Annotated in this window: 12 protein-coding genes; 3 read left to right on the forward strand and 9 right to left on the reverse strand. The window is 45.8% G+C overall.

The window, feature by feature from the left end:
* Positions 1–25 precede the first annotated feature (25 nt).
* Positions 26–1,264, reverse strand: a complete 1,239-nt coding sequence (locus BEP19_RS01410; RefSeq protein WP_120188079.1) for a M16 family metallopeptidase — start codon at positions 1,262–1,264, stop codon at positions 26–28.
* A 185-nt stretch (positions 1,265–1,449) separates the two neighbouring features.
* On the opposite strand from BEP19_RS01410, the gene BEP19_RS01415 reads away from it, so the two are divergent.
* Positions 1,450–1,683 carry a hypothetical protein gene (locus tag BEP19_RS01415; protein WP_211329293.1) on the forward strand — a complete coding sequence of 78 codons (234 nt, stop codon included), beginning with the start codon at positions 1,450–1,452 and terminating at the stop codon, positions 1,681–1,683.
* Between the two features lie 144 nt (positions 1,684–1,827).
* Here the strand turns inward: BEP19_RS01415 and BEP19_RS01420 are convergent, their stop codons facing one another.
* Positions 1,828–2,595, reverse strand: a complete 768-nt coding sequence (locus BEP19_RS01420; RefSeq protein WP_245983240.1) for an N-acetylglucosaminidase — start codon at positions 2,593–2,595, stop codon at positions 1,828–1,830.
* A gap of 79 nt (positions 2,596–2,674) precedes the next feature.
* Positions 2,675–3,583, reverse strand: a complete 909-nt coding sequence (locus BEP19_RS01425) for a hypothetical protein (RefSeq protein ID WP_120188082.1) — start codon at positions 3,581–3,583, stop codon at positions 2,675–2,677.
* Positions 3,584–3,756: 173 nt separating this feature from the next.
* On the opposite strand from BEP19_RS01425, the gene BEP19_RS01430 reads away from it, so the two are divergent.
* Positions 3,757–3,951 carry a hypothetical protein gene (locus BEP19_RS01430; RefSeq protein ID WP_120188083.1) on the forward strand — a complete coding sequence of 65 codons (195 nt, stop codon included), beginning with the start codon at positions 3,757–3,759 and terminating at the stop codon, positions 3,949–3,951.
* A 23-nt stretch (positions 3,952–3,974) separates the two neighbouring features.
* Here the strand turns inward: BEP19_RS01430 and BEP19_RS01435 are convergent, their stop codons facing one another.
* The 4 genes from BEP19_RS01435 to BEP19_RS01450 all read right to left on the reverse strand — a co-directional run bounded on the left by BEP19_RS01435 (position 3,975) and on the right by BEP19_RS01450 (position 10,380).
* On the reverse strand, positions 3,975–4,820 hold the full coding sequence (locus BEP19_RS01435) for a YitT family protein (protein WP_120188084.1): 846 nt from the start codon (positions 4,818–4,820) through the stop codon (positions 3,975–3,977).
* Positions 4,821–4,893: 73 nt separating this feature from the next.
* Positions 4,894–5,922, reverse strand: coding sequence for an HRDC domain-containing protein (locus BEP19_RS01440; protein ID WP_170145219.1), 1,029 nt, complete (start codon positions 5,920–5,922; stop codon positions 4,894–4,896).
* A gap of 163 nt (positions 5,923–6,085) precedes the next feature.
* A complete protein-coding gene (locus BEP19_RS01445; RefSeq protein ID WP_120188086.1) occupies positions 6,086–9,136 on the reverse strand; it encodes an ATP-binding protein in 3,051 nt (1,016 codons plus the stop codon).
* A gap of 20 nt (positions 9,137–9,156) precedes the next feature.
* A complete protein-coding gene (locus BEP19_RS01450) occupies positions 9,157–10,380 on the reverse strand; it encodes a metallophosphoesterase family protein (protein ID WP_170145220.1) in 1,224 nt (407 codons plus the stop codon).
* A 151-nt stretch (positions 10,381–10,531) separates the two neighbouring features.
* Between BEP19_RS01450 and BEP19_RS01455 the strand changes: the two genes are divergently transcribed.
* Positions 10,532–10,735, forward strand: a complete 204-nt coding sequence (locus BEP19_RS01455) for a cold-inducible protein YdjO-related protein (protein ID WP_245983221.1) — start codon at positions 10,532–10,534, stop codon at positions 10,733–10,735.
* Positions 10,736–10,812: 77 nt separating this feature from the next.
* Here BEP19_RS01455 and BEP19_RS01460 read toward each other — a convergent pair whose 3' ends face one another.
* Together BEP19_RS01460 and BEP19_RS01465 are read right to left on the reverse strand one after the other, a co-directional pair.
* A complete protein-coding gene (locus BEP19_RS01460) occupies positions 10,813–11,481 on the reverse strand; it encodes an OLD family protein (protein ID WP_120188088.1) in 669 nt (222 codons plus the stop codon).
* Between the two features lie 12 nt (positions 11,482–11,493).
* The gene (locus BEP19_RS01465; RefSeq protein ID WP_120188089.1) at positions 11,494–11,733 is read right to left on the reverse strand and encodes a hypothetical protein; all 240 of its coding nucleotides are present in this window, start codon (positions 11,731–11,733) and stop codon (positions 11,494–11,496) included.
* Positions 11,734–11,743 lie beyond the last annotated feature (10 nt).

An 11,743-nucleotide genomic window follows, 5' to 3' on the forward strand; every position in this document is an offset into this window, starting at 1 on the left:
TATTTTTAGTAGCAAATTGGAAACGCTAACGCTTCTTCTTTTCCTGCGGTAATAGCGCCGTGAATAAATAGTTATCAGGGTCTAACATACGCGCAGCCACCCGCTGTACATCCGCCGCCGTTACCTGTTGAATGAGAGCCAACTCCTCTTCAGGATCGGCTGGAAGTCCCCTAACCGCCATCGCTCCCATATGGGCATTGTAAGCGCCCGCGCCCTCTAGCCCCATAATTTTAAATCCTTCCAAAGAGTTGCGGGCAACGGTTAGTTCCTCGTCACTAACCGGATCGCGTCGAATCCGCTCCCATTCCTCCACAATGATTTTTTCCACATCGTCAATCTTCCGATGGTCGAGTCCAACACTCACGACAAAACAACCAGACCCTAACCAAGCTTCATGAGAGCTGTCAACCGCATAAGCCAATCCTTCTTCTTCGCGAATGCGCTGAAACAACCTGGAAATCTCATTGCCGCCTAAAATCGCATTCATCACCTGAATCGGTAGACGATCGGGATCTTCAAGTCCCGGGGCGCGCGTCCCTAGCAACAACTGGGCTTGATCCACCTCACGATGATAACGTTCTATCCCCTTGATGATTTTAGATTCCGCCTGCGCTGGCTTGGGCGTTTGCGTGAACTTTCGCTTGCCTAGCTTCGCTTCTAAAATGGGCAAAATTTCGTCGGCCTCAATTCTGCCCGCAATGGAGATCGTTAGCGTTTCATCAAAATACCAACGTTCATAAAAACCCTGAACATCGTCGCGTCCAATTGTGGCGATACTTTGTCGGGTTCCGAGAATCGGGTGCGCCATCGCATGTCCTTCATACAAAATTTCCATGAATCGGTCCATCAGAAACTCGCCAGGAATATCATTGTACATGTCAATCTCTTCTTGAATGATTGAACGCTCCCGATCGATATCATGCGCCGGAAACAGTGGATGAAGGTACAGATCAAGCAGAATATCGAGCGCATTCTCCCATTGTCGATAGGGCACGTCCAGGGCATAGGTCGTCGTGTCGCGTTCCGTATAAGCGTTTAGGAAACCGCCAATCTTTAGCGTATCAATCGAAATTTGCTTATAGTCTCTTTTGTTCGTGCCTCGAAACATCATATGTTCAACGAAATGGGCCAACCCTTGTTGATCGCTTGGATCGCTTTGCGAACCAACCCCAACGAGAATATCGATACATACTTTAAAACTGGTTGGAATCGTCTTGATGTAAACAGGGATCCCATTCGATAAATAGTACGTTTGAAAGCTCATGTATTTCTCCTCTCTTTGAAGCTTTATTTCATCTTAGAAGAAACGAACGAATTGTTCAACTGAAAAGAAAACTACGCTCCATTTTACGCTCTGCATGTTCACAATTAAGTCAGTTTACTGAATTTTTTTAAGTGATACGATAATTTCACTACCTAATTGTGGATGTTTGCAGAAGAAAGGGGGGAGTGGCTCGGTTGTTGGCAAGCCGTCATTTCATCGTGATTATCTGGGCGGTCATCTTTGTCACTCTTTCTAAAGGGGTGCAGAGTGGGATTGAAAAAGTGAGTAAATTAGCGATGCCGTTACTAATTGGTTTGTTCTTAGTGATTACGTTCCGCGGTTTGAGCCTGGAAGGAGCTAGCCTAGGTCTCAATCACTTTTTTACACCCGATTGCCGTACGAAAGAATGCAATCGCTAAAAAACGATAACGTAGAGATCGACGGATACGAGCAAGGTTAGGATTTTTCTAACCTTGCTCTCTTAGATTGGAGAAGGTTCGGCTTTCGATGAGAGACTACACGATTTTCTCCTGTTAAATCGCCCGCCTGTCTGTCGTCGAAAATTACGCGATCATCGGATCGTTCACAGGTTTGTTAACCAATGAACGGATTACCTTAGCAATACCCCGGTTCCAATTGCCGTCGGAAGCATAGCGCACATTCATCCCTTTCAACGTCGGACCGTGATAATAACGCCCGGACTCTTGCAAATAATTTTGGCTGATGAATTTGGCGACTACGTCAATCCCCTCGGCTTTCGTCTTGAAATGCTTGGCGCTTTGATACGGACTGTTATCATAGGCCATAAACCCGAATAAATTATTTTTCTCGCGACTAATTTTCGAGTTCCCCCAGCCACTTTCCCACGCGGCATGCGCGATTAAATAATAAGCATTGACCTCATAATCATTTTCCGCTTCCACAAATGCCTTACCTAAACCTTCCAGGCCTGTCCCTGCCAATAACCGATCAGCCTCTCCCGCTGATAAACCAGAAGGCTTACGTAAATCAAGCGTTGTCACGTCTGAACTTTGCGCTTCCTGACGAAATTGACGGCGCTTATCCGCTAATTCCTGTTGCAAAAGTAATACCCTTGACGCAGACGTGTTGTCTAGCAATAATTTTTCATGCTTGGCCTCCGCGACCAAATGCGTCTGACCCGTTTCTTGTTTCAGTTGCTCATATTGTTCATCTATCGGTTGGTCCATGATCGTCGCAATCAATTCCTTTGAAAATGCTTGTCCGAGAAGAATCGGTGGTGTGACCTGTAGTTGTTGGGCTATGGCAGTAACTAAAAAAAGAATGGCGATCATTACAGTCGTCTTATTCATCTGGTACAAAAAATTGTTCTCCCCTCTGTGAAAAAATATTGATTTCTAGTTTATATTCACAGAGGAGAAAGAATATCACTTAAAAATGAGATCGGGCGATTTTCTCGCTTGGCTGCTCTTGCTCGGATAGAAACGAGAATAAGTATGAAAGCTCACGTCCGCCTAATAGATTCTGATCGCTTAAATGACGGCCGCCTGTTTTTAATCTATTCATTTCTCGTAACGATGACTTTTGCTCGCTTTTAGCCAAAAATTGAATTTTTAATTCATTTTCCCCTTTTAATTCAGTAAACGGAAGCGTTAATTTGGGAAGAACTCTCTGTTCCGCCGCAACCCGAATCTTCACGCTAAAATGGGAATCGTTTAATTTCCGAAGTGTTTCCCTTGACAAAAAGGGCTGCCCTTGTTCGCCAAGTTCTCGTTTAAAAACAATCCGCCGCAACCAATTTATAAAGACGATAAACCAATGAGATGCTTGACGATAAGGCCTAAATCCGTTCTCCATTTTCGTATGAAAAACGTGATGATTTTTCCGATTGAGCTGCTTTTCAACGGGGACCAGCGTGAAACTGACACGAGCACGTTCTCCTTCTTCCAATAGGAGATGATCTGGAAAAATGACGTCACTGGACGGCAGGGAAAACATTTGATCAAAATTTAACTTTAATTCACAGACAGAAAGATGGGCGGGGACGGCTAACGCTGTCAGATCCACGGTCGGATAAGACCAGTTTCCCCTGCTCCTTCTTTCTTTGGCGCGAGGATATTGTGGAAAATGGTTGATCAGATGTTGAGGAAGTGTCATATATACATTGTAAGGGTTTGTTCCTTCGTAAATTAAATCGATTCCAATCCTGTCCATACTCTGTCTCCACCAACGCTTCTTTTGGAGCATATAGCGGTGGACTCTTCTCCAAAACCGTTGCTGTTCTTCTCCCGTTAAATACGGCTTCGATGTCATTTGAAAAATGTGAAGAAGTTCGCTCATTTTTTTCTGCACCTCCCTAACTATGGGTATGCAAAAAATGGCGCAATCATGTAATAGAATGTAACTAAGTTTTATGTTATACTTTTTTGCAAGGGTTCGTTTCGTTATATGTCCGCCAGGCAACATTTTCATTCTGATCGAAATACAAAAATACGATTAGAGGTGATGTTCAGATGGAAACGCAAACACTGAGACTTTCAGACATCGTTTTATCTGTAAGGCCTGAACTCTACCAACTTCTTACTTCACAGGAGAGGGAGCTGGAGATTGTGTTGAGGCAGGGAATTAGTACTGTACAACCCGAAGATTTACTTGAGATAATTGAAGCGAGTATAGCTTATAACAAAGAAAACGACGCTCTTCACTAAGGCGTCGTTTTCTGTTTTTGTTTTTAATCATTCTTTCGAAAAGAGCCGAATACATCGAATGTCTGGGTAATGTTTACAAAAGCGTGTGAATCGGTTTGTCTGATCAACGCTTTCATCTCCGATAATTCATAACGCGAAATGACCACAAACAAAACTTTCATCTTTTCTTTCGTGTAGGCCCCTTCCCCATCCAAAATCGTAATCCCGCGATGAAACCCGATCAAAATGCTATCCCTTAATTTTTCGGCTTCTTTCGTTATAATCATCAGCGTTAATTTGATGTGCTTCGTATGAACCGTGTCGATCACTTTACCCGCCGCATAGATCGATAACATTGTGTATAGAGCCAGGTCCCAGCCAAATAAAAACCCGGAAATAAATACGACGATCGCATTCATAGAAGAAATCAAACTCCCTAACGGAAAATCCTTTTTTAACGTTAGAAGCAAACCGACGATATCAAAGCCGCCCGTTGACCCTCGAAATCTGAAAATTGAACCGACGGATCCACCGACTAACACACCGCCGAAGACGGAAGCAAGCAACGGTTCCTGTGTGATCGGCTCAAGCGGAATAATCTGCATCGAAATCGTAGTAACAACGACGGAAAAAACACTATACCCGATGAAACGCTTACCTAGTTTTAAAAAACCAAGGATGAACAACGGGACATTTAAGGCAAAAATGGTAAATCCCGTATTTAACGGCGTCGTTAACCCGATGATCATTCCGATACCAGACAAACCACCACTTAATATTTTGTTGGGAATTAGAAATTGATTGTATGAGAAGGCAAGCACAATCGATGCAATAAAAATAACAGCCAGTCGATAAATTGGACCGATATAACACAAAAAGGAAAGATGCATAGATGAGTTTCTCCTAAATACTAGCTCTAAACAGAACAGAACCTTTTTATATAGCTTGTCCACATTTTGCCATTTAAACAACTTCACCTTTTAAGGCGCGACTAGACTTGTCGGCCTCGCTCCAGCTCAGATACGCCCGCACTAAGCGAATACGATTATATCGTTCACCTACTTCGCTGCGTTCAACACCCTCTTCATCAGTCCCATAAAGTTGAGTATAGATTGGTTTGAGTCGTTCACCGCCAAGCCTCGCGACGAGTTCAGTGATCTGCTGGCGTTCTTGAATCGCAGCCACTTGTGATTTTACATATTCAAGCGGGTCATAACCCATCTCGGCTAATTGTTGGATTCTTTTCAAGACGATCTCCATTGAAAGATTTAACTGCTTGATCGCCTCCTCAATCGGCGTCGCCGCTTTTATCAATTGCAACAAATGTACTCTTTCATCTCGTTCTTGCTCTGTGCGAAGCTGTCTTTTTTGTTTCTGAAGTCGATGTTCGGAAATCATCCAAAAAGCGAGTGTATCCCAGCGAACCTCCTCTTCAACCCACCCTAATGGAAAAGGTCGCGGCTGCTCATATTTCTTTGTGATTTCCAAGATCTCAGCGCCATATTGAGCCTTCCGCTGTTCGCCCACTCCAGGCAACTGTTCCAGTTGTTGGTCTTGATGCGGGATGAACGCCGCTAGAAGTGTAAGTAATTTGTCTGTCGCAATAATATAGGGGGGCAATTTATTTGTGGCGGCAGCGCTTCTGCGCCATTCTTTTAATTCTTTGTAAAGGGATGGGTTGAAATGTTGAGCCGCATAGTAGCCCATTTTTCGGGAGAGCGTAAAACGAGGAGACAATGTTTCGAGTAAGTGGGGAATAAAAGGATTGTGGAGTTGATACCCCTGTTTGATTTTATCAAGTATGAGGGTCTCTGCGGCTTGCCAAGCAAGTTCTAAGCTCGGTCCCGCATACTGAATACTAAGTTCTTCTTCATCTGTTCCAAGAAGCGACCATTGCGTTTCAAAAGCGCCGTCTCGTTGTAGTAGCATCATTTTTCCTCGTTCCCCATGCGGCTTGTCCAGTGTGACGACGTATTCAATGTTTTCTATCATCGCGCCAAATTTCATCCTCTCTGTTCATTTGTTTCGCCGTCAAAACGGAGGCGAACACATCTTATTATACCAGAGTTAACCAATAATCCGATTGTGTTCGCGTGACTATTCTGTGAATGAATCCAAACAAGAAGAGCGGTTCCCCGCCTCCTCTCATTTATGATCATTCCAACCGCGCATGATGGCATGACAAATTTAACTCATCTACCATTTGGCCAGCCCGTTGTTGACACGTAAAATAAAGTATTTGGTGTTCAGATGTAAAACGATGCAAACAATCAAGCGCCGCTCGCTTCCTGTTATCATCAAAATTAACGAAAATATCGTCTAAAATGATTGGCGGCCTACTCGTCTTACTACTCTCCTTAATTAGCCCAAAACGCAGGCACAGAAACAATTGCTCACGCGCTCCTCGGCTGAGATATTGCGGTTCCATCCGCAAACCATCCTCTCGTTCAACGAGCAAACGTTCCTCACCAATGGGTGATAACACCCTTTGGTACCTTGCCGCGGTCATTTCCGAAAAAAGGGCAGAAGCCTCCCGCAATACTTGCGGTTGTTTACGAGCTTCATACGATTCTTGCGTTTGCGCAAGCAAGCGGTTGGCCAGTCGCAGCGTGATCCACCTTTTTGCCTCGGTTTGAGCAGCGGTTAAACATTCTTGACGCTGTTGTTTCAATTGCGATAGTTGTTCGCCGTGTTCTAGTTGGCGCAAACGATTCGTATATTGACCGCGTTCATCCGCCAGCTGTTTCAACCGCATTTGAGCCTCCGCTCCCTTTGTTGCATAGCGATTCGCTTGTTGTTCAATATAATCAAGCGGGTATTCATCGATCCTTTTCTTAATGCGCTCATCTACATCCGCAGTGTCCATTGTCAGCTCGAGCATCCGCATTCTCTCTTCAAGTTGCTCACGTTCTTTCATTTGACGATATAATCTTCTGAACGATTCACTGTCTGTCACTGAAATGGAACGCAATAAGTCAAGACGCTGCTCCCGCAATTTCTCCAAGAAACGTTCTTTCATCTGCAAACGAGCATGTTCCGCTTCGCTTTCCTTTTCCAAAATTTCCTTTGCTTCAGCTCGTTGCTTTTCACGCGTCATCACTTGTTTCAGCTCAACCAGCATTCGCAACGGATCGTCAGGTTGATCAGGCAGTTCTATCTGTTGCCACACGGCGCTCATCTTATCATGAAAACCCTGCCATTCCGCTTGCAAGCTTACTTGTATCTCTTGCTCGCGGTCTCGCTTCAATAACAACTGTTGACTCTGCTCGACCAATGCGAGTACCTCCAACACTCCGTCGGGACTCAAGCGCTCCGACAGACCATCTTCGTCTAACAACGCTTGCCACTCAGCTTGCTCCTGCTCTTGTTGCTTAAGTAGGGTTTGCTGACGATCATTCAATTGTTGCCTCTCCCGCTCAAGTTGTTCAAGCAATTCTTCAAGCCACACTAGTTTGTCCGTTTGTTTCAATCGATGTTCGCGCTGTTCTTTCACCTCGATTAAAGCCTGTTGCAGCGAAGACAGATCAAATCCCGCGCCTAATGAATCGACCAAACGGCTTAACCGCCGCTCTGTTTCTATACGTTTTTTTTGCAGCGCATGCGCTTCCTTTTGCAACGGATGATCGGTAGCTTGTTGAGGGGGGCCTTTGCGGATCGACGTCACATAGATCGCCGCGCTTGCGATCAGAGCAATCGCGAGCGATATAAGCGCAATCCACGAAAACGGCGCATTTACGATCGTGATAGCGACGGTTCCCAGTAGGCCAATTAGGACCAAAAAGATCAACAACCGATTGGGCCCGATTACCGTAGACGACCGTTGCGCATCACTTAATTGTAAATTAAGCCACGCTTCTTGTTGTTTGATCGTTTCTATTTCAAGCAATAAACGTTGACAAGCGGTTAATCTTGCTTCCAACTCAACCAGCTGCTGTTCACTCCTCAACGCGCTTACTTGTTCGCGGACCTGATCCGCCTGTTGTCGATAGGCCTCCAATTCAGCTTGTTTCGTTTGCAACAGTTCCGCAATCGCTTGCAACCCGGCCTGCAACGGTTCCATTCTGCGGCGATGGTCGCGAATGATTTCTTTTTTACTGAGTGATACATCAAATTGGCGCAAGCGTTGTTCGGTCCATTCCAAGCCCAGTTGTTGTATCGCGCGTTGCAGTTCACGGTCCAACCAGGCTACTTCTTTTTCAATGATCTCAAGTCGTTCTCGCTTTTGCTGCCATCGATCCTTTTGTTCACCGACCCACTCTATTTGCAATTGCTCAATGCGAGGATCGAGTATAATCGCATCCCGTTCGATGATCAACTTATCCAGCCGTTGGCGGGTCTCTTCTAGCTCAACGCTTGCCGTTAAGATCCGCTGTTCAATGTCTTCCAAGCGTCGAACCCCATTTTCGGGAAATGAATCTACTAAAGGGAGCTGACTAGCCTGTTCTTGACAGACCTTCCATTCTTTCTGAAGAGCATAGGCTTCTTTGCTTTTCAACCATTGCTTTTGCTCATTGCTTAGCAAAACCATTTGTTTTTCAAGCTGATTTATTTCATGATCGAGTTCCTCGCGTTTAGCAAGCCAATCGTTATAATATTCATTCTCGCGTTGCAAACTTTCAATTTGCTGCTCGATTTCTTCCAATTGAGTCAGCAATTGATTGAGACTTGGTTGCGCTCCGCGCCGTTTAAAGAGACGTTCTTGCTCTTCATGCCACGTTTTTTTCAGGGTCGGCAAAGAGAGATTTGTTCCCGCATGATAAAGGTAGCTTGTCACTTCCTCTTGCGTTAGCGTGGTCAAATAAGAGAGTTCAGTTAGCCCAAACGCAAAAATATTCGCGTAAAATGTGGGGGACATTCCGGCCAACAGCGCGGCAAGGATTTCGTCGCCATGTTCCGTTCCATCCGGCATCGTTACCCGAACCGAACCTAATGACGTTCGTTTCCCTGTTCGTTCGATCTGGTATTCAGCCCCGCCCTCATCGACTAACAATAGATTACCGCCAAAGCTACCGCCTTCCAACGGTTCATAGCGCATTGCTGGTGAACGCCGATTCTCAAAACCAAACAGCACCGCTTTAATAAATGCGAGCAACGTGCTTTTCCCCGCTTCATTCATGCCTTCAATCACATTGAAGCCAGGTTTTAGGTCCAAACAAAAATCGTGATATTTGCCAAAACCATAAATATGGATCGATCGAATATACAACCCCGCTCCACCTCCTTAAGCTACTTATTACCCCGAATTAACCGCTCCACTTCCCGTTCCCAATCGATCGGCTCATCCCTCAAATTGGCGAGCCATTTACTGCCGAGTCGGTGCTCATTCAATAACGGCGCTACAGCTTCTTGCAACCATGCCTCGCGTAACGCTGCATCACCGCTAAGTTCAGACCATTGATTCAACAATTCAACAACAAATGGATCTTCCTCTTCGACGAGCTGTTGCTCCCAATCGATCTGTTGCAGCCATAAAAAAGGCGTTTGTTCTACGCGATAACGATCAAGTATATCTTGCAAAAAGGCGTGGCGTCCGAGCTGGTCAGCAAGCGTCTGTCCGACGCGCAACCGCAGACGAATAATTAATGAACGATTCCCGTTACTCGCCTTCAAGCCACCAATCTCATCATCTAACAAATCAATCAACGATTGCTCCGTCGAGTTCGCCTCAGCATCTACTGTATGTTCAACCCAACGAATCACGTCTAACGGGCGAAAAGTGAGCGTCGTTTCCCCTGCGTGATTCACACGCCCAAGCAGACACCCCTTCTCCCCGCTTTCTCTCGAATGTCTGCCTTGGGTGTTCCCCGCATAAGCGATCGTTGGTTGTCGTTCGCGCAACACTTGTCTCCGATGGATATGACCGAGCGCCCAATAATCCATTCCCGTCTGCGCTAACTCCTCAAGCGAACAAGGAGCGTAGTTATCGTGAGACGGATCGCCGCCCACGTTTGTATGTAAAACACCGAGCGCATAGGGAACAGCAGTCTCTCGTCTAAACCGACGAACGAGCCGTTCCGTCACCCGCGAAGTTGCGTAACTCATCCCATAAACGCGCGCAATCTCCTTCCCATTGCGCCACACGGGAATCGCTTCCACTTGTTCACCCGAAAAGACATGAATAGCGGGCGGCAAATTCAACTGGGCTCGGTATCCATCGAGCGGATCATGATTCCCATGGGCGACAAACACGCGAATCCCCCGCTCCGCCAATTGACACATCGCCTGTTGAAAACGAAGTTGAGCCGCTAAGCTGCGTTCCTTACAATCGTACACATCTCCAGCGATGATCAAAAAATCAACATTTTCCTCCAGACAGAGTTGGACCAACTGATCCAACGCGGCAAATGTCGATTGTTGAATCTGCTCGCGGATCATCTGCGGCAAATGACTTAAGCCGACAAATGGCGTGTCAAGATGAAGATCGGCCGCATGAACAAAACTGAAACCCACGATGCGTAAGTCCCTCCCTCAAATAGAATGTATGTTCTTATTTTACCCGAATAAGTGTTTGACTGTAAAGCGGATCCATTAAAATGCGAGGATATTTTTTCCTGCAACGAGAAATACTAGAGGGAAATCATTTTTAAAGGAGGGGTTCCTTTTGTTTTTTAACCGTAGAAAAGAGGCTGAACCGATTGAAGAAGTGATGACAGATATATGGGATTGCGTCACAGAAGATTGTTCAGGCTGGGCAAGAAAAGACTTTTCTTTTTCCTCAGAGCCCGTATGCCCTTTCTGTGAGGGAGCGATGATCGCCGAATCCAAAATGTTGCCTGTTTTAAACGATCGTATCCAAAATCGATAATGAGCATAACAAGGAGTCTGCCGCAAATGAGTGACAGACTCCTCAACCAGCCATCGGTAACAGTTTGCTGTTGAACATTACGAGTCTTGGGGCCCTCCTGCGTTTCGTTCGGTCACAAGGCTTGTTCCTTTGTTAAGGATTACTTCAAAGGACCGATCCCCCGATTCAGCCAAATACTGATTATGTGTGACAAGGATGACTTGCCGATCTGTTTGTTGGGTTACGCCTTTTAAAAATTGAGCTAACATCATCCCATATTCTTCGGAAACATGTTTGCCCGGTTCGTCGAGCAGCAGTGGACCGTCGGTCTGTTGTTTGCCAGACTCCATTAAGGCGATCCGCAACGCAAGCGAAACGATATCGACAACCCCGCCGCCGCGCGCATCTTCAGGCTTCGTCTCGACTAACACACCATCATAGTTTGAAACGACATAAAACTGGGCATCCGGACGATTGTTTTTCTCATCAAGCGCAACTTTAAAGGCGATCTCATCGGTATTGAACACATATTGCAAAGCCCCTGTGACCCACGTCTCAATATTTTGTCGGGCTTGTTCACGGGCAAACATCGCCGCTTCTTGCAGCAAAAAGCGAGCTTTCGTGTAATTTTCGATCTCTGTTTGATTGCGCGCCAGGTCTGTTTTTCGCTCCGCTTGTTCTTGCAAGAGCCGATCTTGTTGTCCCCGTCTTCGTTCGTATTGTTGCCGAAACCGCTTCGTCTGTTCTTCCCATTGCGCAAACTTCACATTGTTCCCCTCCTACTTCAAAAGATCAGACGGAATCAGACGCTCAATTTCCTTCAGCAGTTTTTCCTGCTCCACTTGTAATTTTTGAATTTCTGCTTCGATCCGTTCAGGGTCCACGCCTAGTTTGCGAATTTCTTCGACCAGTTCTTTTTCTTGTTGCTCCAAAATTTCTTTGCGACTTAGCGCTCGCGTTCGTAATTCCTTCCCCTTTTCGATCGCTGTTTTCAACTGATTTAATCGCTCTTGGCTCATCAGTTCTCCC

Origin of the sequence: Ammoniphilus oxalaticus, from assembly GCF_003609605.1 — a bacterium.
Lineage (GTDB): Bacteria > Bacillota > Bacilli > Aneurinibacillales > RAOX-1 > Ammoniphilus > Ammoniphilus oxalaticus.